This is a genomic window from Brevundimonas sp. (assembly GCF_035998205.1).
Lineage (GTDB): Bacteria > Pseudomonadota > Alphaproteobacteria > Caulobacterales > Caulobacteraceae > Brevundimonas.
In genome coordinates, this window is the sequence record NZ_DASYHT010000004.1 from 101369 (window position 1) to 125612 (window position 24244).

At 70.5% G+C, this 24244-nt stretch carries 19 protein-coding genes; 11 read left to right on the forward strand and 8 right to left on the reverse strand.

Features of this window, described 5'->3' with window-relative positions:
* Positions 1-7: 7 nt before the first annotated feature.
* Positions 8-2263: a polysaccharide biosynthesis tyrosine autokinase gene (locus tag VGN74_RS03255; protein WP_327445919.1), complete on the forward strand. Its 2256-nt coding sequence runs from the start codon at positions 8-10 to the stop codon at positions 2261-2263.
* Positions 2260-3633: an O-antigen ligase family protein gene (locus VGN74_RS03260; protein ID WP_327445920.1), complete on the forward strand. Its 1374-nt coding sequence runs from the start codon at positions 2260-2262 to the stop codon at positions 3631-3633. The genes VGN74_RS03255 and VGN74_RS03260 overlap by 4 nt, the downstream gene beginning before the upstream one ends.
* Positions 3634-3644: 11 nt before the next feature.
* Here VGN74_RS03260 and VGN74_RS03265 read toward each other — a convergent pair whose 3' ends face one another.
* Complete coding sequence (locus VGN74_RS03265) at positions 3645-3815, reverse strand: hypothetical protein (RefSeq protein ID WP_327445921.1); 171 nt, start codon at positions 3813-3815, stop codon at positions 3645-3647.
* Positions 3816-4011: 196 nt separating this feature from the next.
* On the opposite strand from VGN74_RS03265, the gene VGN74_RS03270 reads away from it, so the two are divergent.
* The 4 genes from VGN74_RS03270 to VGN74_RS03285 all read left to right on the forward strand — a co-directional run bounded on the left by VGN74_RS03270 (position 4012) and on the right by VGN74_RS03285 (position 7121).
* Positions 4012-4695, forward strand: coding sequence for a sugar transferase (locus tag VGN74_RS03270; protein WP_327445922.1), 684 nt, complete (start codon positions 4012-4014; stop codon positions 4693-4695).
* Positions 4696-4837: 142 nt separating this feature from the next.
* The gene (locus tag VGN74_RS03275) at positions 4838-5833 is read left to right on the forward strand and encodes an NAD-dependent epimerase/dehydratase family protein (RefSeq protein ID WP_327445923.1); all 996 of its coding nucleotides are present in this window, start codon (positions 4838-4840) and stop codon (positions 5831-5833) included.
* A 168-nt stretch (positions 5834-6001) separates the two neighbouring features.
* Positions 6002-6709, forward strand: coding sequence for a hypothetical protein (locus VGN74_RS03280; protein ID WP_327445924.1), 708 nt, complete (start codon positions 6002-6004; stop codon positions 6707-6709).
* A 160-nt stretch (positions 6710-6869) separates the two neighbouring features.
* On the forward strand, positions 6870-7121 hold the full coding sequence (locus VGN74_RS03285) for a hypothetical protein (RefSeq protein WP_327445925.1): 252 nt from the start codon (positions 6870-6872) through the stop codon (positions 7119-7121).
* On the opposite strand, the gene VGN74_RS03290 is transcribed toward VGN74_RS03285, so the two are convergent.
* The 4 genes from VGN74_RS03290 to VGN74_RS03305 all read right to left on the reverse strand — a co-directional run bounded on the left by VGN74_RS03290 (position 7118) and on the right by VGN74_RS03305 (position 11983).
* A complete protein-coding gene (locus VGN74_RS03290) occupies positions 7118-7354 on the reverse strand; it encodes a hypothetical protein (RefSeq protein WP_327445926.1) in 237 nt (78 codons plus the stop codon). The genes VGN74_RS03285 and VGN74_RS03290 overlap by 4 nt on opposite strands.
* Positions 7355-7500: 146 nt before the next feature.
* Positions 7501-7698: a hypothetical protein gene (locus VGN74_RS03295; RefSeq protein WP_327445927.1), complete on the reverse strand. Its 198-nt coding sequence runs from the start codon at positions 7696-7698 to the stop codon at positions 7501-7503.
* Between the two features lie 954 nt (positions 7699-8652).
* Positions 8653-10602: an acetate--CoA ligase gene (acs, locus tag VGN74_RS03300; protein ID WP_327445928.1), complete on the reverse strand. Its 1950-nt coding sequence runs from the start codon at positions 10600-10602 to the stop codon at positions 8653-8655.
* A gap of 10 nt (positions 10603-10612) precedes the next feature.
* Positions 10613-11983 carry a DcaP family trimeric outer membrane transporter gene (locus tag VGN74_RS03305; RefSeq protein WP_327445929.1) on the reverse strand — a complete coding sequence of 457 codons (1371 nt, stop codon included), beginning with the start codon at positions 11981-11983 and terminating at the stop codon, positions 10613-10615.
* Between the two features lie 144 nt (positions 11984-12127).
* Here VGN74_RS03305 and VGN74_RS03310 point away from each other — a divergent pair, with 144 nt between their 5' ends.
* Positions 12128-12742 (forward strand): response regulator transcription factor, encoded by a 615-nt coding sequence (locus VGN74_RS03310; protein ID WP_327445930.1) that lies wholly within the window; start codon positions 12128-12130, stop codon positions 12740-12742.
* A gap of 6 nt (positions 12743-12748) precedes the next feature.
* Here VGN74_RS03310 and VGN74_RS03315 read toward each other — a convergent pair whose 3' ends face one another.
* Both VGN74_RS03315 and VGN74_RS03320 read right to left on the reverse strand, forming a co-directional pair.
* The gene (locus VGN74_RS03315) at positions 12749-16129 is read right to left on the reverse strand and encodes a PAS domain-containing hybrid sensor histidine kinase/response regulator (protein ID WP_327445931.1); all 3381 of its coding nucleotides are present in this window, start codon (positions 16127-16129) and stop codon (positions 12749-12751) included.
* Positions 16130-16231: 102 nt separating this feature from the next.
* A complete protein-coding gene (locus VGN74_RS03320) occupies positions 16232-17902 on the reverse strand; it encodes an MFS transporter (RefSeq protein WP_327445932.1) in 1671 nt (556 codons plus the stop codon).
* Positions 17903-18087: 185 nt separating this feature from the next.
* Here VGN74_RS03320 and VGN74_RS03325 point away from each other — a divergent pair, with 185 nt between their 5' ends.
* The gene (locus VGN74_RS03325) at positions 18088-20127 is read left to right on the forward strand and encodes a hybrid sensor histidine kinase/response regulator (RefSeq protein ID WP_327445933.1); all 2040 of its coding nucleotides are present in this window, start codon (positions 18088-18090) and stop codon (positions 20125-20127) included.
* The gene (locus VGN74_RS03330) at positions 20124-20798 is read left to right on the forward strand and encodes a TorF family putative porin (RefSeq protein WP_327445934.1); all 675 of its coding nucleotides are present in this window, start codon (positions 20124-20126) and stop codon (positions 20796-20798) included. Before VGN74_RS03325 ends, VGN74_RS03330 begins: the two co-directional genes overlap by 4 nt.
* Here the strand turns inward: VGN74_RS03330 and VGN74_RS03335 are convergent.
* A complete protein-coding gene (locus VGN74_RS03335) occupies positions 20785-21753 on the reverse strand; it encodes an SDR family NAD(P)-dependent oxidoreductase (RefSeq protein WP_327445935.1) in 969 nt (322 codons plus the stop codon). The two genes, VGN74_RS03330 and VGN74_RS03335, sit on opposite strands and share 14 nt — an antisense overlap.
* Before the next feature lie 149 nt (positions 21754-21902).
* Here VGN74_RS03335 and VGN74_RS03340 point away from each other — a divergent pair, with 149 nt between their 5' ends.
* Both VGN74_RS03340 and VGN74_RS03345 read left to right on the forward strand, forming a co-directional pair.
* The gene (locus VGN74_RS03340; RefSeq protein ID WP_327445936.1) at positions 21903-22715 is read left to right on the forward strand and encodes a DUF1295 domain-containing protein; all 813 of its coding nucleotides are present in this window, start codon (positions 21903-21905) and stop codon (positions 22713-22715) included.
* A gap of 13 nt (positions 22716-22728) precedes the next feature.
* Positions 22729-24234, forward strand: coding sequence for an AMP-binding protein (locus tag VGN74_RS03345; protein ID WP_327445937.1), 1506 nt, complete (start codon positions 22729-22731; stop codon positions 24232-24234).
* The last annotated feature ends 10 nt before the right edge of the window (positions 24235-24244 follow it).

Sequence of the window (24244 nt, forward strand, 5' to 3'; positions counted from 1 at the left end):
AGACGTGTTGAATCGACAAGCGGGCCCGCACGATCTCGGGGCGGACAGTGACGCTCATTTCGGGCGTGTAGAGCCCGGGCTTCCTCAGCTCGACCTGAAGCGGCTGCTGGCGGTGTTCCGCCGGCGGCTGCGTCTGTTTGCGGCGGTGGCGCTGCTGGTGCTGGTCGCGACGGTCATCCTGACCCTGCGCGCCACGCCGATGTACACGGCGACGGCCAATCTGATCATCGACCGCCAGCAGCAGCAGGTGGTGGACACCCAGGCCGTGCTGTCCGGGCTGCCGGCCGATTCCTCGACCGTCGATACCGAGGTCGAGGTGCTGCGCTCGCGTCAGCTGGCCGAGCGCGTCGTCGACACCCTGAACCTGACGCAGGACCCGGAGTTCAACAGCCGCCTCGCGCCCCCCGGTCCGATCGGGTCGGTCATTGGCGGGATCGCCGTGTTCCTCGGGGCCGCCACGCCGGATGCGGCGCAGGAGCAGCTGAGCGCCGAGGCTGCCGCCCTGGAGAAGGAGCGGGTCGTCGACGCCGTGCTGAGCCGCCTGTCGATCCGCCGCGCCGGCCTGACCTACGTCATGAACGTGGGCTTCACGTCCGAGGACCCGGCCAAGGCGGCGCGCATCGCCAACACCTTCGCCGACCGCTACATGCTGGAGCAGCTGGAGGCGAAGTTCGACGCTACGCGTCAGGCCAACACCTGGCTGAACTCGCGCCTCGCCGAGCTGCGCGTCGAGGTCCAGGCTGCCGAGGCGGCCGTGGCGCAGTACCGCGCCGCCAACAACCTGCTCAGCGCTTCGGGCTCGACCCTGACCGAGCAGGAGATCTCGACCTACAATCAGCAACTGGCGACGGTGCGGGCCCAGCAGGCCGAGGCCGAGGCCCGTCTGCGCACGGCGCGGGCCCAGCTTGCCCGCGGCTCGACCGGCGATGACGTCGGCGAGGCCCTTGGCTCCATCGTGGTGCAGCGTCTGCGTGAGCAGCGCGCCACCGTCAGCCGCGAGGTCGCCGACCTGTCGGGCCGCTACGGTCCCAATCACCCGGAAATGGTGCGGGCCCAGCGCCAGCTGGTCGACATCGACGCCCAGATCCAGGCCGAAATCCAGCGCATCATCTCCAACCTCGAGGCCCAGGCCCAGGTGGCGCGCGAGCGCACCGGCTCCATGGCCGGCAGCCTCGGCGCCGCCCGCGGCACCCTCGCGGCCAACAACGCCGCGGCCGTTCGCCTGAACGAACTGGAGCGCAATGCGGAGTCCGTGCGGGCCCTCTACGAGAGCTTCCTCGGCCGCTTCCAGGAGACCAGCTCGCAGGAAGGCATCCAGGAGAGCGACGCGCGGATCGTGTCGCGCGCCAAGGTGCCCGTCAGCCAGAGCTCGCCGAATGTGCCGCTGAACCTGATGCTGGGTCTGGTGCTGGCGCTGGGCGGCGGTCTGGCCGCCGTGGTACTGGCCGAGATGCTCGACTCCGGCCTGACCACGGCCGAGGACGTCGAGCGTCGCCTCGGTCTGCCGGCCCTCGGCGCCGTGCCGATGATGGCGTCGGTGGCCGATGCGGTCGATCGCGACATGACGCCCGTCGACTATGTAGTGAACAAGCCGCTGTCGGCCTTCGCCGAGGCCGTGCGCGCCCTGCGCGCAGCGATCCTCTATTCGCGCATCGGCGCCACGACGCGGGTCGTCGCCCTGACCTCGGCCCTGCCGGCCGAGGGCAAGACCACTACGGCCGTGTGTCTGGCCCGCGTCTCGGCCCAGGCTGGCGCCAAGGTGCTGATCATCGACTGCGACCTGCGCCGCCGGAACGTCAACCGCCTGCTGGCGCTCGAGCCGACCGTCGGCCTGATCGAGGTCCTGAACGGCTCCGCCAAGCTCGACCAGGCCATGACCCACGATGCGCCGTCGGGCGCCTGGGTGCTGCCGCTGACGTCGGGCGGCTTCACGCCCAAGGACGTGTTCGGCAGCGCGGCGATGGACAATCTGCTGGCCGAGGCGCGCCAGCGGTTCGATCTGGTGATCCTCGACACCGCGCCGACCCTGGCCGTGTCCGACACCCGCATCCTCACCGCCAAGGCGGACGTCACCGTGTTCCTGGCGCGCTGGCGCAAGACGCCGGAGAAGGCCATCGCCACGGCGCTGAAGGTGCTTGAGCAGTCCGGCGCTCACGTCAGCGGCCTCGCCCTGACCCAGGTCGATATGAACGCCCAGGCCAAGTACGGCTACGGCGACGCGGGCTACTACTACGCGGACTACAAGAAGTACTACACCGCTTGAGCCGTCGACGTCGGGTAGGGGGCGCGCCGCGCGCGTCGGGTTTCGGCCCGTCGCCGTCGCGGCGGGGCCAGATCGGCTGGCGGGGCACCGCGCTGCTGGCGGCGGCCGTGGCCCCGCTCTATGGCGCGCACCTGCTGTTCGGGGCCAACCAGCCCATGGCCGCCCAGGCCCTCACGGCGTTGTGCGGGCTGATCCTCATCGTCGGCCTGGCGTTCCCGCGGTTGCGGCAGGCCCTGCCGCAGCTGAAGGGCCTCTGGCCGGTCGCCGCCCTGTTCGTCCTGACCCTTGTCCTCGCCGCCGTGACCCTCGGCCCTGGCCCGGCCGGGGCCGCCCACCCCATCTGGGAATGGGCCGGCCTGCCGCCGACCATCAGCGTCAATCGCAGCGCCACCCTGCTGGCCATGTCCCAGCTGCTCGGCCTGGCGGCCCTGTTCCTGTTCGGGGCGATGGCCGGGAGCCAGCGGGCCTGGGGCGTGCGCCTCGGGTCCGTGATCCTCGTCGGCGGGGCGATCTGGGCGGCGATCGCCCTGATCATCTTCCTGTCGGGCGCCCAGATCGGGCAGGCCGGGCGTCTCGGCGGCGGCCTGCTGTCGGCCAACAGCGCCGCGACCATGCTGGGCATCCTCGCCTTGCTGGCGACCGGCTGGCTGCTGCGGGCGCTGCGTGAGAGCCGTGAGCTGGCCGGACCCGACCGCTGGAGCCGCATCTCGCTCGCCGTCGCGCCTCTGGCCCTGCTGGTGTTCGCCCTGATCCTGACCGGGTCGCGCATGGGGACCCTGGCGACACTGGCAGGCGTGCTGACCCTCGGCGTCTGGCAGGCCTTCGCCGAGCCGGGGCGCTCATGGAAGACGCTGGGCGTCGCCGCGGGCGTGACCCTGATCGCCGCGATCGTCGTGGGGCTTGGCAACGACCTGGTGCTCCGCCGGGTGGCGGCGCTGGATCAGGATGTCGACGTGCGCTCGGTGATCTTCGCCGTGCACTGGCGCGCCTTCCTCGATGCACCCCTTTGGGGCTCGGGACTCGGCAGCTTTATCGATGTGAACAGCTATCTGATGTCGGCGGAGACCTATCGCGAGCTCTGGAACATCCGGGCCACGCACAATGTCTATCTACAGTGGCTGCAGGAGGCCGGCCTGATCGGGTCCGCCCCGATGTTCGCCCTCATCGGCCTTGCCATCATCGCCTCAGCCCTGCGCGCCGGGACCCTGTCGCGCGGCGGTTGGGCCTTGAGGGCCCTGGTGGCGGCCAATGTGGTGGTGCTGGTGCATGGCCTGACCGACTATGCCCTGCAGGTGCCGTCGATTGCCGCCATGTGGGCGCTGCTGCTGGGCCTGCAGTTCGGCTTCGGCCAAGTGCGCGGACGGGGCTGACGCCCGCCGGATCAGCCGATCAGGCGGCCGACGGCCACAAAAATGCCGGCCCAGATCGTCGCCGACAGGGCGGCGGCGAGGCCATAACCGAGCAGGGGGCCTGGCCGCACGCCGCGCCGCGTCGCGGCCTTGGGAGCCCGTGGGGCTTGCGACAGGGCGGAGGGGGAAAGGCCGATGCTCATACCGTCATCCTGGCGCCCTAGGCTGAGCAGACCGTGAAACGACGCGGTTAATCGACCGCTAACTGTGGCGCCGGGGCCACCGTGACAACTTCTGGGTGGTGTTTTGGCGCTGTTACAGCCGTTTCATGTTGCGGTGCGATATGGGCTGGGCTTTACCTTCAGTTAAGTGCGTTATCGGGGCTTGGTGGGGATAACGATGTTTGACAGCTTCCATGGAGCGACTGGCGCGACGACGTCGTCCGACGTCGTTACCGGCGCAGGCTGGCGACCGACCTTCCGCCGCACTGCCGTGTGCCCGGCGCTGAAGCGGGCCTTTGACATCGTCGTCGCCGCCTCGGTGCTGGTGGCGCTGATCTGGGCCTACGCCCTGATCGCCCTGGCCATTGTGCTGGAGAGCCGGGGGCCGGTGCTGTTCCGCCAGCGCCGCACCGGGCTGAACGGCAAGGTCTTCACCATCTACAAGTTCCGCAGCATGACCGTGGCCGAGGACGGCGACGTCATCGCCCACGCCACGAAGAACGACCAGCGCGTCACCCGGGTCGGGGCCTTCATCCGCCAGACCAGCCTCGACGAGCTGCCGCAGCTGCTGAACGTCATCCGCGGCGACATGTCCCTGGTCGGGCCGCGTCCGCACGCCCTGGCCCACGACGCCCACTATGGCGCCCTGCTGCCGCGCTACGCTGACCGGTTCGCCGTGCGGCCCGGTCTGACCGGCCTGGCGCAGGTCCAGGGCCATCGGGGCGAGATCCATCAGCTGGAATGCATGGCCCGGCGCGTCCAGGCCGACGCCGAGTACGCCGCCCGCTGGTCCTTCCTCGGCGACCTGGCGATCATCGCCCGGACCGTGCCGCTGCTGCTGGCCCGCACCAACGCCTACTGAGGCGTCGTCTGAAGGCGGACGTTCCAGGTTTTCTCCGATCCTGACACGGCGCCGGGTATCAGCCCTTGCCGTTTCCCCGGGACTGTCGCGCGAGACCGGGCCGCGCTATGCGGCGTCCGAGGGACGCGTGACGGAGGCAAGTGTGAGCGCTGCAGACGGCAAACCGGTGATCGTCACGGGGGCGGCGGGGTTCGTCGGCCTGCACGTGGCCGAGCGCCTGCTGGACCGCGGCGAGGCGGTGATCGGCGTCGACGAGTTCAACGCCTACTACGACCCCGCCCTGAAAGAGGCCCGCGCCGCGCGGCTGGAGGGCCGGCCGGGCTTCCGCATGGTGCGGATGGACATCGCCGACCATCAGGCCTTCCGCGCCCTGGTGGCCGACAGCGGCGCGCGCCGGGTGGTGCACCTGGCCGCCCAGGCGGGGGTGCGCTACTCGCTGGAGAACCCCTTCGCCTATGAGCGCTCCAACCTGGCCGGCCACCTGTCGGTGCTGGAGGCCTGCCGCCACGGCGGGGTCGAGCACCTGGTCTACGCCTCGTCCAGCTCGGTCTATGGCGACCGGCCGCTGGCGGTCGCGGGCGGCGCCGGCGGCTTCCGCGAGGACGACCCGACGGTCAGCCCGGTGTCGCTCTACGCCGCCACCAAGCGGGCCTGCGAGCTGCTGAGCCAGAGCTACGCCACGCTTTACGGTTTCCCCCAGTCGGGCCTGCGCTTCTTCACGGTGTATGGCCCCTGGGGCCGGCCGGACATGGCCTACTTCAGCTTCACCGAGAAGATCATGCGCGGCGAGCCGATCGAGGTGTACGGGGAGGGGAAGATGGCGCGCGACTTCACCTTCATCGACGACATCGTCGACGGGGTGGTGGGGGTGCTGGACCATCCACCCGCACATGGCGGCCACGAGGTCTACAACATCGGCGACAGCGCGCCCGTCGGCCTGATGGAGATGATCTCGACCCTGGAGGGCCATCTGGGCCGCGAGGCCATCAAGATCATGCGCCCCATGCAGCCCGGCGACGTCACCGCCACCTATGCCGACGTCAGCAAGCTGAACGCCCTGACCGGCTATGCGCCGAAGGTGCCCCTGTCCGAGGGGCTGGGGCGGTTCGTCGCGTGGTGGCGGGGGTGGAAGGGCTGACAGCCCCCCGTGCAATCCGTTGCAGCGCCTTGGAAACCGAGGCCCTTGCCTGATCCTGGCTGGCGAGGGCATGCTCGCCAGGGTTTGGGTGCCTACTCCTGAAGGGTGTTGCTGGCGTGCGGTCGTGCTTGAGGGTGATGGCCTCTGAAGAACTTTCGGAGGCTGGGCGTGGATGAGAGAACACCCGGGGCCGTGCGGCACCGGACACGCGCGTCGCGCGGGGCTTCGCCCGCGGAGACCGAACCCGCACCCGACGGCGGAAATGCATCCGAAGCGCCTCCGGAAGACGCGCCTGCTGCCGAAGCCCCGCAGCAAGCCCAGGGCGACGAGGCAGATGATATCCCGCCCGAGGTCGCGGAGCGGATCCGGCGGTTTGCCCGCATGGCGGTCTACGAGGACCGGCAGCATTTGGCGAACACCACGCTGGCGCTTTACGACCGCTACCTGCCTGCCTCCGTGCTCGACTGGATGCTTGTGGAGGAACTGGCCTTCAACGAGTTGCAGACCGAGCACTACAGGCTGGCGCGCAAAGCGGTCCTGGGCAACGCGATCGGCAGCCAAGCCGTCGCCAGAAGGTTTACGACGCAAGATGCCATAAGGGCCAACGAGTTGGTGCACGTGCCCGGCGCAGACCAACGCGTGGCCAGCAGCATGGTGCGCTCGGGCATGACGGAGGAACACCAATTCATGAACCTGACGCGGCACTATCGAGAGGCTCACGAAGACGGGATCGCCGATGCCCTGCGGGATCTTGTGGCCATCGACGCCATCCTGATGTCCCTCGGCAAGCGCGCCCAGTCGCTGACGGCCACTCTGGACCGGCGCCTGCTTCCGCCGCAGGACAGCCAGCGCGATGGTGGCCAGAGACGTGACTGATACGGGCGAGGACCCTGCCCGGACCCGGCGTTCAAGAGCAAACCGCGCCAACGCGCGTCACAGCACGGGCCCCCGCTCGCCCGAGGGGCGGGCCAGATCCAGCCTCAACGCTCTCAGACACGGTATCCATGCGCGCATCACCGAGGAGGAGATCGCGCAGATGCTGCGTGAGCGCGCGGCGGGACAAGACCAGCCGCTTGGGGTCGCGGCCGATGAGGTGGAGGTCTTCCTCGTCAATCTCGTGGTGCTGGAGCGGGCGCGGCGGGCCTACGCCCAGACCATGAGCGAGACGTTGGCCAGCCTGAACGCGCAGCGCCCCGCATCCATCCAGTCCCTGAGACGTATCCATGAAGCCCAGGCCAGGGCGCTGGGGAGCCTACTCAGGCTTCAGAGAGTAGGACCGCGAGCTTAAACCAGGCCGCTGCTGATCTGGCTGGCGTAGGCGTCCGGCGCGAAACAGACGGGCAGGACCTCTTCGGGCCAGAGCTCCCAGACCAGATCCAGGTGGGGCCGCAGCATGCGGTCGACGGGATGAAAGCTGCGCATATCCTCGTCGGTTCGCCCGGTCGGGATCAGGAGCTGCCCCACGGGCAGCGCAGGGTCTTCCCCGCAGGGGTCGCGATATCCGGTGAAGGCGAAGATCATTGAAGGCTCCCAAAGTGGTGTTCGCCGCGGCCGAACGGACCGCGTGCAACGGGTTGCAGGCCAAGCTGGCACGCCAGGTCTTGGATGCGCCCCTCTGACGGGGCGGCCGGATCTGATGGCCTCGTGGTCGGATCCGGCTGTGGCGCTCAGACGGGTGTCGTGAACGGGGTCGTCTGATCCCGCACATGCGGCTGGGCGAACCGCACGGCGGTCACGGCCTCAAGGTCAACGAAGACCTGCCGGTCGAGCTGCGGCCGGAGCTGCGCGTCAACAAGGCAGAACAGACCGGGGGTCACATCCGGATCAGACAGCCTCATCAGCATCTGTCCGGCCGGCAGCAGCAATTTGCGCACCCTTGCGCGCACGCCTGGCTGAGGCGCTCCGGGCCTGGGCTCTGCAAAGTAGTCCCGCGTCAGGGTGTAATACGGATATGTCATTGCACACCTATGGGTTCAATTTTTTTCCAGAGTGAGGTGATTCTCTCCGTCAGCGCAATCTTGGTTCTTGTTAAAATGCCGAAAAAAGTAGCGCGCTTTTTTGTCGTCTACACATGTTGAATTTGCGAGATAAGTAAAAGGGGCGAGCGAAGGCAGTCCGCATGCTTGAGTTTGTTGATTTGTGGGTGGCGTCATTGATGTCTCCGCCCCTGGATTTGTAAGGCCGGGCTTGTACGGGCGACCCACGAGGCGGGCGCGTGGGCTGGGTGCAACCCGTTGCAAGCTCCGCGGCTCCACCAAAGCTGGCGCAAGAATTCTGCGAAACGAACCCATTCGCTGTGGCTGCGGGGCACAGTCGGCGGGTCGATGCGCATGCGCCACGTGTCTGGTGTCAGGCGTCCGTGGGAGATGCCCGGGCGAGGCGAAGTGCGTGAAGCCAAGGGGCGGGCGGTCGCGGTGCAACCGGCTGCAAGGGTGGGGGCGTCCCTTCGGAAGACAAATTCTGCGAAACGAACCCATTATCCGCGGGCGGCGGTCTGAGCCCCTGCCGGGCCGATGCTGACCATCCCAGACGTGTTGGCAGCCGCGCGCGCTGCGCCGCCCAGTCTCCGCCGGGGCGCCCTGCGGGCTTTACGATCATCAGACCAGAGTGGAGGAGAGCCTCATCCCCGGAAGACGCCGCCGGGGTGGCGGCACGGGCGATGCCGACGTCGCCGTGCAACCGGTTGCACGGCGCCTGACGGGTCGCGCCAGCCGAGGGACATCGGCTCTGGGAGTATGAGCTCTGTCGAGGCCGCTACGTGGTCGCGGAACTCGGCAGCGGCGGCGTCTCTGCCCGCCCGCTGGCTCCATCAGTCCCGATCAGCCCTGGCTCGCCCCCGCACGTTCCCGGACCAGGTCGTCGACCACGGCGGGGTCGGCGAGGGTGGAGGTGTCGCCGAGGCTGGAGAGGTCGTTCTCGGCGATCTTGCGCAGGATGCGGCGCATGATCTTGCCGGAACGGGTCTTGGGCAGGCCGGGGGCGAACTGGATCACGTCCGGGGCGGCGATCGGGCCGATCTCCTTGCGCACGAAGGCCACCAGCGCCTTGCGCAGGTCCTCGCTGGGGGCCGCGTCGCTGTTCAGGGTGACATAGGCGTAGATGCCCTGGCCCTTGATGTCGTGCGGAAAGCCGACCACCGCGGCCTCGGCCACGGCCTCGTGGGCGACGAGCGCGCTCTCCACCTCGGCGGTGCCCATGCGGTGGCCCGAGACATTGATGACGTCGTCGATGCGGCCGGTGATCCAGTAGTCGCCGTCGGCGTCGCGGCGGCAGCCGTCGCCGGTGAAGTACTTGCCCGGGAAAGTGCTGAAGTAGGTCTCGAAGAAGCGCCGGTGGTCGCCCCAGACCGTGCGCATCTGACCCGGCCAGCTGTCGGTCAGCACCAGCGCCCCCTCGGCGGCGCCGTCCTGGGGCCGGCCCTCGGCGTCGACGATCTGCAGCTCCACGCCGGGCAGGGGCCGGGTGGCCGAGCCGGGCTTCATGTCGGTGGCGCCGGGCAGGGGCGAGATCAGGGTCCCGCCGGTCTCGGTCTGCCACCAGGTGTCGACGATCGGCCGGCGCCCCTCGCCGACCACGTCGAAGTACCAGCGCCAGGCCTCCGGATTGATCGGTTCGCCGACGCTGCCCAGCAGCCGCAGGGAGGCCCGGGAAGACGCCTTCACCGGCCCGTCGCCCTCCTTCATCAGCGCCCGCAGGGCCGTGGGGGCGGTGTAGAAGATCTCGACCTTGTGCTTGTCGATCACCTGCCAGAAACGGCGGGCGTCCGGGTAGTTGGGCACGCCCTCGAACATCAGGGTGGTCGCGGCGTTGGCCAGGGCGCCATAGACTACATAGGTGTGGCCGGTGACCCAGCCGACATCGGCGGTGCACCAGAACACCTCGCCGGGGCGATAGTCGAACACCAGCTGATGGGTCAGCGACGCCCACAGCAGATAGCCGCCGGTGGTGTGCAGCACCCCCTTGGGCTTTCCGGTCGAGCCGGAGGTGTAGAGGATGAACAGCGGGTCTTCCGCGTTCATCGGCTCGCACGGACAGTCGGCGGAGACCTTCGCCGCCTCGACGCCGTAGTCGAGGTCGCGGCCGGGCTCCATGGGCACATCGGCGCCGGTGTGGCGCACCACAATGACCTTGCGCACCGAACGGGTGCGGGCCAGGGCCGCGTCGACATTGGCCTTGAGCGGGATGCGCTTGCCGCCGCGCACGCCCTCGTCGGCGGTCACCACGATCGTCGAGTCACAGTCCTCGATCCGCCCGGCCAGGCTGTCGGGCGAGAAGCCGCCGAACACCACCGAATGGATGGCCCCGATGCGGGCGCAGGCCAGCATGGCGTAGGCGGCCTCGGGGATCATCGGCAGATAGAGGGTGACGCGGCTGCCGCGGGTGGCGCCGGCCGCCTTCAGCACATTGGCCATGCGGCACACTTCGGCGTGCAGCTCGGCATAGGTGATGTGGCGGCTGTCGGCCGGATCGTCCCCCTCCCAGATGATGGCGGTCTGGTCCGCCCGCTCGGGAAGATGCCGGTCGACGCAGTTGTGGGCGACGTTCAGCACCCCGTCCTCGAACCAGCGGATGCGGAAGTCGGCCTCGTGGAAGCTGACGTCCTTGATCCGGGTGGGGAAGGACATCCAGTTCAGCCGCCGGGCCTGCTGCGCCCAGAAGGCGTCCGGGTCGCGGCGCACGGCCTCCCACGCGGCCTGGTACCCTTCCCGGGTCATGTGGGCCCTTGCAGCGGCCTCGGGGAAGACCGGATAGACGTCGCGATCCGACATGGCGTTGTCCTCAGAAGCCGTATTTCACGAAACCCTGCAGCCGGGTCAGCTCGCCCGAGGCGCCGCTCTGAAGCTCGCGCTCGCCGCGCATCAGCTCCAGTCCGATGTCCACCGGCCGGACCGGGGTCCAGATCAGGTTGGCCCGCAGGCTCTGGGCCCAGTCGTTGGCCGAGGCGCCGGTCAGGCTGAGCGTGTTGTCCACCTGCTGCGCCGACCAGACGAGGTTCGAACGCCAGGCGTCACTCCACACCCGCCGGTAGGCGAGGAAGCCGGCGGTGATGCCGATGGTTTCGAGATCGCCGGTGGCGGTCAGAACCGCGTCATTGCTGAAGTTCAGGCCCACGTAGCGCCCGATGCCCTCGCCGACGGTCAGCATGGCCCGCACGTCGTCCCGCGCCCCTACCTTGAGGCGCGCGGCGGCCGACACGCCCCAGCCGGTGGCGGTGGCGTCGATGGCGGCGACCGGGCTCTCGTAGGCGAGCGACCGGGCGAGGCCGGCGATCGACACCTCGCCCCACGGCCCGGTCCGGGTCCAGCGGGCGGTCAGGTCGGGCAGGGCGTTGTCGTCAGCCACGATGCGGGCCCCGCCGCCGAGGGGCGTGACCGTCGTTTCGGGGTTCTCTACCGAGATCGAGAGGGGGCCGCGGGTCCAGCGGATCTGGGCCTGGCGGGCGAACACCGTGCCCTCGGACACGCCGACGTAGTCGGCGGACTCGGGCAGCACCGACAGGTTCTGGAAGTTGGTCCACTCCTGACCGATCAACCAGCCGTCGATGGTGACGAAGGCGCGCCGCAGGGACAGGTTGGCCGGGCTGGTGGTGCGCTGGTCCCCCGCACCTGGGAGGACCTGGAAGTCCATCTCGACCCGCCCGCCGACCGTGCGTTCGCCGAAGCGGCCCTGGGCCGCCAGCCACAGGCGGGTCTGGCGGGCGTTGAAATCCAGCGCCGTGCCTTCGTCGGCGCCGCCGACGGGGATCGCGCCGGGGAGGTAGAAGTCGCGCAGGGCGTCGCCGTTGGCCGGGTCGCCCCCGTCATAGCGGCTGGCCAACACATCCGCCTTGATGAAGCCGCCGAAGGTCAGGGTCTGGTCGCCCATGCGGAAGCCATTGGCGGGGGGCGCCGGCGGGGCCGGGGGCGAGGTCGGACGCCCCTCCAGCCGGATCACATCCGGCGCCGGGGACGCCGCCGCGGCCGCAGGCTGGGCCCGGCTGGCGGCCATCTCGGCCCGGAGCTCGACCAGCGCCGCCTCGAGCTGGGCGATGCGGGCCTCCAGCGCCGCCGTATCCTGGGGACTGCCGGCGGACTGGGCCGAGGCGGGAGCCCCTGCCGCCGCCGCGATCACCAGCGCCGCCAGCGCCACACCGCCCTTCGCCCACGCCATCTTCGCCTCCCGGTTTCGCCGTCTGCGAACCCTGCCATGATTCAGGGTGCGCCACGGCAGGCGGGCGGGCCATTAGCCAATGGTCGAGACTCGACCAAAGTCGATATGATGGGCGTGAAGCGACGCAGATCGCCGGGAGGCTCCATGGACCCCATCGTCATCGCTGACGATCATCCGCTGTTCCGCGCAGCCCTGCGCGCGGCGGTCGAGCGCGCCGCGCCCGGGGCCCAAATCCTCGAGACCGACAGTCTGGCCGGTGCGCTGGCCCTGCTGGAGGCGCAGGAGGTCGGGCTGCTGCTGCTCGACCTGAAGCTGGCCGACAGCGAGGGCTTCCTCGGTCTGAGCCGGGTGCGGGCCGAACATCCGGCGGCGCCGGTGGCGGTGGTCTCGGCCAGCGAGGACGCCGCGACCGTCCGTCGCGCCCTCGCCCTCGGCGCCGCCGGCTTCGTCCCCAAGTCCGCCGGGCTGGAGGAGATGGTCGAGGCCTTCCGGGCCCTGCTGGCGGGGGACAGCTGGTCGCCCGCGCTGCCGGACGACGGGCCGGACGAGGCGGCGCTGAACGGGCGGCTGGCCAGCCTGACCCCGTCGCAGCTGCGCATCCTCTCAGGGCTTCGCGAGGGGCGGCTGAACAAGCAGATCGCCCACGACCTCGGGGTCAGCGAAGCCACCATCAAGGCGCATCTGACCGCCGTGTTCCGCAAGCTGGGGGTGCAGAACCGGACCCAGGCGGTGCTGCTGGCGCGCTCGCTGCAGCTCTGATCCCGGTCAGTCAGCGCGCCGGGTCGCGGGCTGCGACAGGAAGGCCTTCAGGGCTGCGGGCCGGACTGGCTTGGGCAGCAGCACGGCCCCCAGGGTGCGGATCCGCGCCTTGAGCGGCTCCTCGCGGTCGGCGGTGACCATGGCGATGCGGGACAGGCCGCGGGCGCGCAGCGCCTCGACCACCGCCAGCCCGTCGGGGCCGTCGCCCAGGTGCAGGTCGACGAGGGCGGCGTCGAAGGGCCCCGTCGCCGCCAGCGCCGCCGCCGCGTCCGCCGCGGTCACCGGCGTCACCCCCCAGCGCGTCAGCAGCAGCGACAGGGCCTCGAGGATCTCCGGCTCGTTGTCGACGCACAGCACGCGCAGGCCGGCGACCGGCGAGGCGGGCGCATGGGTCTCGGTCGGGGGCGGACCCGCCGGCGCGCGGGGCAGCCTCAGGCTGAACACCGAGCCGCGGCCCGGGGTGGAGCGGACCTCGACCGGATGATCCAGCAGCTGCGAGACGCTGCGGACGATGGCCAGGCCCAGCCCGGCGCCGGGCTGTCCGGCCCCCGGCTGACCGGCGGCGTCGGGCAGGCGGGTGAAGGCCTGGAAGATGCGCTCCAGCCGGTCCTCCGGGATGCCGGGGCCGGTGTCGGCGACCATGACGCGCACGCCATCGGGCTCGCGCCGACAGCCGACCAGCACCTTGCCCCGCGCCGTATAGCGCACGGCGTTGCCGATCAGGTTCTGCAGCAGCGACCGCAGCAGATCGGGATCCGAGACGGTCCACAGGTCGGTTGCGGGCACCCTCAGGATCAGGCCCTTGCTGCGGGCGAGCGGCGCGACCTCCTGCGCCAGCGTCTGCAACAGGGGACCGAGGGCGACGGGCCGGATGTTCGGCTGCACGCCGCCGGCCTCGAGGCGGGAGAGGTCAAGCAGGGCGGTTAGCAGGCCGTGAGCGGATTCGATCGAGCGATCGGCGTTGAGGGCCAGCTCGCGCGCCTCGCCGCCGTCGGCCGCGTTCTCGCGCAGGGCGGCGAGGAACAGGCGGGCCGCATGGAGGGGCTGCAGCAGGTCATGGCTGGCGGCGGCGAGGAAGCGGGTCTTGGAGGCGGTGGCGTCCTCGGCCGCCTGCTTGGCCTCGGCGAGGCGGCGCGTGCGGTCGGCGACCCGGCTCTCCAGCGCCTCGTTGGCTTCCGACAGGGCCTCGGCGGCGCGGCGCAGCTCGGTGATGTCCGTATAGCTGGTGACATAGCCCCCGCCCTTCAGGGGGGCGCCGTTGGAGCGCAGGATGCGACCGTCGGGACGGGCCCGCTCGTGCTCATGGGGCGCGCCGCGGCGCAGGGCGTCGAGCCGGCGCTCGACCCAGGCCTCGACGTCGCCCGGGCTTTCCCCGCGCTCGGCGTTGAAGCGGTAGACCTCGGCGACCGGCTGGCCGACGTGGACGAAGCCCACGGGCAGCTCGAACATCTCGAGATAGCGCTGGTTCCAGGCGATCAGGCGCAGGTCGTCGTCGACCACGCTGACGCCCTGATCGATGGCGTCGAGCGTGGCCTGCAGCAGATCGCGGTTGAACTGCGCCGCCTCGGAGGCCTCGTCGAGCAGGCGCGCCACGGCTTCGGGGTCACGTCGGCCATCGGCGAGGGCGGCGGCGATGACCCGGCGCGCCGAGGAGGCGCCGACCGCCCCGGCCAGCATGCGCTCGGCCGCGCGCGCCACGCCGGCGTCGGCGGGGGCCTGGTCACGCAGGGGGCCGCCGCGGTCCCGCTCCAGCCGGGCGAAGCCGCGCGCCGCGCCCGCCTCGCCGATGAAGCGCGCCACCAGCGCCTTGAGGTCGGCCGCGGTCACCCCGGCGGTGGTGTCGAAGGCGCGCCCGGCGGCCTCGCCCCGGTCGAGGAAGGCGCGCGCCTGCACGTGATCAACGAGGCGTGGCCGGACGAGGCGGGAGACGCCGACGAACACCGCCACATTGACCAGCAGGCTGAGCGCCACGCCGGCCGGCAGGGGATCCTCGAGCCCGAACGGCCGACCGTCGGACAGGCCGAGGCTGAGGCCGATCTGCGGCCAGGCCAGCATCACCGCCCACACCGTCGCCCCGGCGACGATGCCCCACAGGGCGCCGCGCGCCTGACCGCCGCGCCAGAGTACGGCCCCGAACAACGCGGGGGCCATCTGGGCCAGGGCGGCGAAGGAGATCAGGCCGATGGCGGCCAGCCCCGCGTTGCGGTCCAGCGCCTGGTAGGAAAGCCAGGCCAGAAACAGCACGAGGACGATCATCAGCCGCCGCACGGGCAGGACGGAGGCGGCCATACGCGGGTCGTCGGCCGGTCGCCGGCGGCGCGCCAGCCACGGCAGGACGAGGCTGTTCGAGGCCATGGCGGCCAGCGCCACCGTCTCGACGATGACCATGGCGGTGGCGGCCGAGAAGCCGCCGACGAAGGCGACGAGGGTCAGCAGCGGCGCGCCCTCGAGGAAGGGCAGGGCCAGCACGTGCAGGTCCGGATTGCCGGTCGGAACAAACAGGCCGCCGGCAGCCACCAGCGGCAGCACCGCCAGGCTGGTCAGCAGCAGATAGAGTGGAAACACCCAGCGGGCGCGGCGCACCGCCGCCGGCTCCGCCGCCTCGACGAAGGCCACATGGAACTGGCGCGGCAGGCAGAAGATGGCGAGGGTCGACAACAGGACGATGGTCAGGAAGCGGACGTCGATGTCGGGCGGGGCGGCGAGCGGGCCGAGGCTCTGGCGGATCGCCCAGGCCGGCGTGCCGGCGCCCAGCAGCAGCGCCGCCGCCAGACCGGCGATGGCCAGAAGGGCGGTCAGCTTGATGACCGACTCCAGCGCCACGGCGTGGATCAGGCCGCGGTTATGCTCGGTCAGGTCGGCGCGCCGGGCTCCGAACAGCAGGGTGAAGCCGGCCAGCACGGCGGCGATGACGGGCACGGTCACGCCCTCGGAGCCCTCGGCCGGGGTGCCGGCGGTGATCAGCCGCCACGCCATCGACAGGGACTGCAGCTGCAGGGCGATGTAGGGCAGGGAGCCGAGGATGGCGACGACGGCCACGACCGCGCCGAGGCTCTGGCTCTTGCCGTAGCGCGAGGAGATGAAGTCGCTCAGCGAGCCGATGTTCTCGCGGCGGGCGGCCTCGGCGATGCGCCGCCACACCGGGAACAGCACGGTCAGTCCCAAAGCCGGACCGATGTAGATGGCCAGGTACTCCCAGCCGACCCGCGCCCCGGTGCCGACCGCGCCATAGTAGGTCCACGAGGTGCAGTAGATCGCCAGCGACAGGGCGTAGATCCATCCCGGTCCACGGCGCTCGCGCGCCGCCGGGCGATCCGAGCGCGCGGCGACGACGAACAGGATCGCCACATAGGCCGCGACAGCCGTGAGGATGAGCAGGCTCAGCATCGGGGAGAAGCAGACGACGTCGCGGTGCGCGGCGCAAGCGACAGGCGCGGACCGGTTGCCCGATCCGCGCCGTCGTCCATGACTGACAGGGGGAGGGAAGGGTCAGTCGTGGATGTCGACGTCCTTGCCCTCCTTCACGAACAGCACACCGACGATGACGGTCAGCACGGCGATCGCGATCGGGTACCAGAGGCCGTAGTAGATGTTGCCCGTGGCGGCGACCATGGCGAAGGCGGTGGTGGGCAGAAAGCCGCCGAACCAGCCGTTGCCGATGTGATACGGCAGGGACATCGAGGTGTAGCGGATGCGCGTCGGGAACATCTCGACCAGCGCCGCCGCGATCGGCCCGTAGACCATGGTCACGTAGAACACGAGCAGGAACAGGATCAGGACGACCATCGGCTTGTTGACCAGGGCGCTGTCGGCCTTCGCCGGATAGCCCGCAGCGGTCAGGGCCGCGCCGACCTCGGCGTCCCAGGCGGCCTTGCGGGCGACGAACGCCTCGCGCGGCAGGGTCTGGCCGGGGAAGCTCTGGATCACCGTCTCGCCGATACGGACCTGGGCCACCGTCCCCGCCGGGGCGGCGATGTTCTCGTAGTTGATGCCCGCCTTGGCCAGGTAGCTCTTGGCCAGGTCGCAGCTGGAGTTGAACGTCGCCTTGCCGATCAGGTCGAACTGCAGCGAGCAGTCCTCCGGGTCGGCGTAGACGGTGATCGGGGCCGAGGCGACGGCCGCCGCCAGCCGCGGGTTGGCCGCCTGGGTCAGGCCGTGGAACAGCGGGAAGTAGGTCGCCGCCGCCAGCAGGCAGCCCGCGAGGATGATCGGCTTGCGGCCGATCTTGTCCGACAGCCAGCCGAAGAAGACGAAGAAGGGCGTGGCCAGCAGCAGGGCGATGGCGATGAGGGTGTTCGCGAGGGGGGCGTCGACCTTCAGCACCCGCTCGAGGAAGAACAGGGCGTAGAACTGGCCCGTGTACCAGACAACGGCCTGACCGGCGACGAGACCGACGAGGGCGACCAGGACGAACTTGAGGTTGCCCCAGTTGCCGAAGGAGTCCTTCAGCGGGGTCGATGAGCCCTTGCCCTCGGCCTTCATGCGTTGGAACGCCGGGCTCTCGCTGAGCTTCAGCCGGATCCACAGCGACACGCCCAGCAGCAGGATCGAGACCAGGAACGGAATGCGCCAGCCCCACTCGGCGAAAGCTTCCTCGCCGACCGCCATGCGCACGCCGAGGATCACCACCAGGCTGAGCAGCAGGCCCGCGGTGGCGGTGATCTGGATGAAGGAGGTGTAGAAGCCGCGCTTGCCGTGCGGGGCGTGCTCGGCGACGTAGGTGGCGGCGCCGCCGTACTCGCCGCCCAGCGCCAGCCCCTGGATCAGGCGCATCAGCACCAGGATGATCGGGGCGGCGATGCCGATGGCCGCGTAGGCGGGCAACAGGCCGACCACGAAGGTCGACAGGCCCATCAGCGCCATGGTGACGAGGAAGGTGTTCTTTCGGCCCCACAGGTCGCCGAGCCGGCCGAATACGATGGCCCCGAACGGCCGCACCGCAAAGCCGGCGGCGAAGGCCATCAGGGCGAAGATGAAGCCGGTGGTCTCGTTCACGCCCGAGAAGAACTGGGCTGTGATGATCGCCGCCAGCGAGCCGTACAGATAGAAATCGTACCACTCGATGACGGTGCCCACCGACGAGGCCAGAATGACCATGCGGTCCTTCCGGTCGACGATGTGTTCGCCCTCCCCGGGCGTCTGGGCGGCTGATGTCGCCATGATCCGTATGTCCTCCCGTCGCACCGCCTGACGCGGCGTCTCGACCCCGTCCGGCGGGGCCATAGGCTGCAGACTGATCGCAAGCGCGCCGTCGCGGGAGGACGACTTTGGTCTAAGCCTCCGGGCGGCTTCATCTGGGCTTAAGGGCGCCTGGGCCAACACTGCTCTCTGAAGGGAGGCGTCGGATGAGCGGGAACGCCAGACGGGGGGCGGTGGTGCGGATCGTCGGGGCGGCGCTGGTCGGCAGCGTGGCGCTTGTTCTCGCCGTGTCGGGTCTGACCGGCTATGCCGCCGCCACCCTTGATCGTGCTCACCGGGCCTATGAACACGAGCTGGTCCAGCGGCGGATCGACCGAAGTCTTGAACGGTTGGTCGACGATGTGGTCTCCGCCAGCGTCTGGGACGAGGCGGTCGAAGCTATCCGCCAGGACGACCAGGCCTGGATGCAGGCCAATTTCGGCGACTACTACGCTGACTTCATGGGGCACGACCTGACGGTTCTGGTCGGCGCGGACAGTCAGGGGCTCTATGCGTCCGAGGCGAGTGAGGCGGTTGCGCCCGACAGGCTCGCCGGTCTGGTCAGCGTCGCCGCCGATCTGGTCGCTGCGGCTTCCGTCGTCCAGCCGCCATATTCCGGTCTCGACGCCGTTCGGCCGCAACGGGCGATCCTTGTGTACCAGGGCGCACCTTATCTGGTGGCCGCGGCGCCCGTCGTCGGCGAGGACGCCACCGCGCCCGTATCGCCGTCGGGGACGGTAATCGTCTCCGCGCGCCGCGTGTCGTCGCTGGTCAACGATCTTGAGCGGGACCTCGGTCTCACCGGGGTTCGGCTTTCGCAGTCAGGGGCGGCGGCGGGCGAGACCGCGATCCCGCTCGTGAGCGGCCCGGGTGTTGACCACGCCATCGTCTGGACGCCTGCCCGACCGGGGTTCGGGCTGCTCGACGGCGCCGCCCCGTGGCTCGCCGCCGCCTTGCTGCTGCTCGTGGCCGCCCTTCTCAGCGGCGGTCTCAAGGTGCGCGCCCTGCTGGCGCAGCTCGCGGCCAACGAGGCTGACCTCAAGGCGTCCCTTGATGAAGCGGAGCGCGCCAACGCCGCCAAGTCGCGTTTCCTCGCCAACATGAGCCATGAGCTGAGGACTCCGCTGAACGGCGTCATCGCCATGGCGGAGCTGCTGCAGGCGCGTCAGGCCGGGGAGGAGGCCCGGGAGATGGCGCAGACGCTGGTGGCGTCCGGCCGGATGCTGCGTTCCGTGGTGGATGATGTGCTCGACGTGGCGCGCATCGAAGCGGGGCGGGTGACCCTTGAGGATCAACCGTTCGATCTCGCGGTCGTGGCCCTGAACATCGCCGACCTTCATGCGGCTGCGGCGAAGGCCAAGGGCGTCGCCCTGCGGTCGAACATCCGGCAGGGAATGGCCGTCTGGGTGCGTGGGGACGGCGATCGGGTCGGTCAGATCCTGTCCAATCTGATCGGCAATGCAGTGAAGTTCACGGACGCCGGGCGCGTTGAACTGCGTCTGAGGCGCGATTCCCGGGGGGTCACGCTTGTTGTCGCCGACACGGGCGTCGGCTTTGAGGGCGAGGCCGCCGATCATCTGTTCAAGCCGTTCGAGCAGGCGGACGATTCCATTTCCCGGCGCTTCGGCGGAACCGGTCTCGGCCTCGCCATCAGCCGGGCCCTGACCGAGGCCATGGGCGGCCGGATCCGCGCGCGTTCGATCCCGGGCCGGGGCGCCGTGTTCCGCGTGCGCCTGCCGCTGCCGCCGGGCGCGCAGCCCGAGGAAACGCCCGAAACCTCGTCGCCGGACCCGGAGGTGGCCGGGATGCGGATCCTGTGCGTTGACGATCACCCGGTGAACCGGCGGGTGATCGAACTCATTCTCGCCACCGTGGAGGCCTCGGTGACCATGGCCGAGGATGGCCAGCAGGCCCTGGACGCCTTCAGCGCCGGACGCTTTGACGTGATCCTCATGGACCTGCAGATGCCAGTCATGGACGGGCTCACCGCCATCCGGGAGATCCGCGCCAGGGAGATGGCCGCCGGCCTGCCGCGGACAGCCATCATCGCGGTGACGGCGAACGGGATGCCGTCCGACGTGGCCGCCAGCGCAGCGGCCGGCGCTGACGCCCACCTTACCAAGCCCATCTCGCCGCCGGCGCTGCTTGCCGCGCTGGCGCAAACGCAGGGCCCCGGCGAGGCCGTCCCGGAGGAAGTCGCGGCGTGAAACACGGACTGGTTCCCGCCCTCGGGACGATCATCCTTGCCGCAGCCGGCCCGGCCGTGGCCCAGTCATGGAGCGTCGAGGGCGAGGTCGGCGTCGTCAGCGACTATCGCTACCGCGGCTACAGCCTGTCGGACGGGGATCCGGCGCTCCAGGCCGGCGGGTCGGCGTGGCATGCGTCCGGCTGGTATGTCACCGGCTACGCCTCTTCCGTCGCGGCGATCGGCGACGGGTCCGGGCCGACCTCGGACATCGAGCTGACAGCCGGTGTCGGCTGGAGCGGCGAGATTGCGGGCTGGACGCTTGATCTAGGGCTCATGGGCTACGGCTACCCGGGTGCGCGGGGCGTCGACTATGTTGAGCTGCCCGTTTCGGTCGCCCGCAGCTTCGGGCCGGTGAGCTGGACCCTCGGCTATGCCCATGCGCCGGCCCAGGCTGCGCTTGACGAAAGCAATCGCTATCTCTGGACCGGGCTGGAACTGGCCCCGGAGACATGGCCGGTGACGTTCGGCCTCAAGGTCGGGCGTGAGCGCGGCGCCTTCGCCGCGGAGCCCAGGGTCGATGTCGAGGCGACCGTGTCGCGCGACTTCGGCGCATGGGCCCTGAGCCTGGGCCGCACCGAGGCGGATGACGAGCCCGGGGCCTGGGTCGCGGGCGTCTTCAGGCGGTTCTGAGGCCCAGCCGCGCCGCATCGGCATTCAGCAGGTCCAGCAGCTGCGCCGTCGTGGCGGCCGGCTGGCGGGTATGGGCGAAGGCGTGGGCCGGGCGCGGGCGGCGGTCGAACCAGATCTGGTCGATCGCTTCGGGCGGCCGCGCCGCCGCCAGCCAGTCGATGGTGTCCGCGCCCTGGTGGGCGTCTCTCAGGATCGGGCCGAGGAGGCGGCGGAACACCGGCAGGCTGGTCTGGACCCCGGGCGTGTCGGCCCAGCCCGGATGGACGGCGTAGGTCCGCACGCCGAGGTCGGCGAAGCGGCCGCGCCAGTGGTCGGCCAGCGCCAGCTGCGCCCGCTTGTGCGAGGCGTAGGCGGCGAAGCCGTTGTAGTGGGCCTCGGGGATGTTGAGCATGCGGGTGTTCAGCGGCACGCTGTAGAGGCCGCCGGAGACGACGTTGAGGATCACCGCGCCGCGCGCCAGCCTGCCGGCTGCGACGAGGCCGCTGGCCAGGACGTGGTGCCCGAGCAGGTTTGTGGCGTAGGAGGTTTCCAGCCCCTCCGGCGTGCGGCTGAAGTCGCGGATCAGCACCCCGACATTGTTGACGAGCACATCGACCGGGCGTCCGGCCAGCTCGGGGGCGGCGGGCAGGGCGGCGACAGCCCGCATGTCGGACAGGTCGCACACGACCGGCACGATCCCCCCGGCCGGCGCGGCGGCGGCGAGGCTGTCCAGCGCGGCGCGGTTGCGGCCGACCGCCAGCACGGTGGCGCCGCGCCGGGCCGCGCGCAGGGCCGCCGCGCGGCCGAGGCCGCCGGTCGCGCCGGTCACCAGCCAGACCTCGCCCTCGGCGGGCGTCTTCACCGGGCGGAACGGCAGGCCCCGCGCGATATAGCCGATGCGCGTGAACGACGGCGCGAAGCGGCCGTAGAAGACGAGGGACCCGATCAGGGCCTGAAGCGGCGGCGGTTCGGCCATGGAAAGGTCCTCGGCTGCGGTGGCGGACTCTCGTTGTCCCGATGGGGGGCGGCAAGCTGGCCCTTGCCCGACTTATCCTGCCGTGTAACTTGCGTTGCAAGACCGAAGTCCGGCGCAAAGCCGGCGCCCTTGAGGAGGACGCCCCGACCATGCCGCCCCTGACCGATGTCGCCCTGATCCTCGGGATCAATGCGGCCCTGTGCTTCGCCTCGTTCGTGGTCCTGTGGCTGATTGGCAGCGCCATCAAGGACGTCACCTTCATCGACGCCTGGTGGGCCTTGGGGCTGGCGTCCATGGGGGTGGCGACCTTCGTCCAGGCTGACGGGTCGGCGGCCCGGATGCAGCTGCTGACCGCGCTGGTCTGCCTCTGGGGCCTGCGGCTGGGCGGCTACATGCTGTGGCGCTGGCGACATCACGGGCCGGACCGGCGCTATGTGAAGATGCTCGAGCGGGCGCAGGAAAAGAAGGGCTGGAGCTATTCCACCGCCGCCTGGCGGCTGGTGTTCGCCCTGCAGGCACCGATCCTGTGGGTGACCAGCCTGCCGGTGCAGCTGGGCCAGATGTCGACCACCCCGGCGGCGATCGGGATCGTCGGCTGGGTCGGCGCCGGGATCGTGGTGTTCGGCATCCTGTTCGAGAGCCTGGCCGACTGGCAGCTGGTGCGCTTCAAGGCCAACCCCGCCAATGCCGGCAAGGTGTTGGACAGCGGCCTCTGGCGCTACACGCGGCATCCCAACTACTTCGGCGACCTGTGCGTCTGGTTCGGCCTTTGGCTGATCGCGGCCGAAACCGGCTGGCTCGGGATCGCCTCCATCGCCGGGCCGCTGCTGCTGCTGACCATGTTCCTGCGCTACAGCGGCGGGCCCTCCTACGAGAAGCGGCTGACGCACCAGCGGCCGGGCTATGCGGAGTACATCGCCCGCACCAGCTCGCTCATTCCCTGGCCGCCGAAGACATCCTGAGGGAGGGGACACAATGGCCGTCGGCATTCGCCCCCGCACGCTCAACACCCCGGGCATGGTGCCCATGCCCAACCTCCGGGCCATGGGCCAGGTGCTGAACATCCACGCCGGGCGCGATCCCGAGCGGCCGGCCCTGACCTTCGAGGGCGTGACCCTGACGCGGCGCGAGCTGGCCGCCCGGGTCAACCGGCGGGCGCGGGCGCTGGCCCGGGCCGGGGTGGTGGCCGGGGACTTCGTGGCCATCGCCCTGCCCAACTGCGCCGCCTTCCTGGAGCTCGCCTTTGCGGTCTGGGCGCTCGGGGCGACGCCGGCGCCCCTGTCGCACAAGCTGCCCCGGGCCGAGCTGGACGGGGTGCTCGAGCTGATGTCGCCGCGACTGCTGATCATTGACGACGGGGCCCGCTCGGGCGGCCGCGCCTGGTTGAGCGCCGCGGCCACCCTCGACGGGGATCTCGATCCGGACCCGCTGCCGGAGATCCCGGCGCGACATCTGAAGGCCATGGCCAGTGGCGGCTCGACAGGCCGGCCCAAGGTCATCGTCGACATGGCCCCGGGCATGATCGATCCGGACGTCCCGCTGCTCGGCATGCTGCCGGACGACACCCTGCTCAATCCGGGGCCGCTCTATCATGCGGCGCCGTTCGGCATGACGACCTTCGCCATGGCCTGGGGGCTGCACGTGGTGCTGATGCCCCGCTTCGACGCGGAGGAGGTGCTGCGGCTGGTCGAGCAGCACCGGGTCAACTGGCTGTTCCAGGTGCCGACCATGATGCACCGCATCTGGGCCCTGCCCGACGCGGTGAAGGCGCGCTACGACCTGTCCTCGATCGACATGGTCCTGCACATCGCCGCGGTCTGTCCGCCCTGGCTGAAGCAGGCCTGGATCGACTGGCTCGGCCCCGAGGTGATCTGGGAGATCTATACCGGCACCGAGGCCATGGGCGGGACCGGCATCAACGGGCGCGACTGGCTGGCCCATCCCGGCTCGGTCGGCCGGGTCCTGCCGGGCTACGAGATCCAGGTGCTGGACGAGGCCGGCCAGCCCTGTCCGCCGGGGGAGGTGGGTGAGATCTATTTCCGGCCGCTGCGGGGACAGGGCACGACCTATCGCTACGTCGGGGCCGAGGCGAAGGCGGCGGGGGAGTTCGAGACCCTCGGCGACATGGGCCATCTCGACGCCGACGGCTGGCTCTATCTGGCGGACCGCCGGGTCGACCTGATCATCTCGGGCGGGGCCAACATCTATCCGGCCGAGGTAGAGGCGGCGATCGACGCCTTCCCGGGCGTCCAGTGCAGCGTGGTCATCGGCCTGCCCGACGCGGACCTCGGCCAACGGGCCCATGCGCTGGTCGAGACCCTCGACGGGACGCTCGATGAGGCAGCGCTGCGCGCGTTCCTGCGCGCCCGGCTCGCCCCCTACAAGCAGCCGCGCAGCTTCGAGGTGACGCGCGAGCGCCTGCGCGACGACGCCGGCAAGGTGCGCCGCAGCGCCCTGCGCGCCGCGCGCCTGCCAGCCTGACATCCCCTGC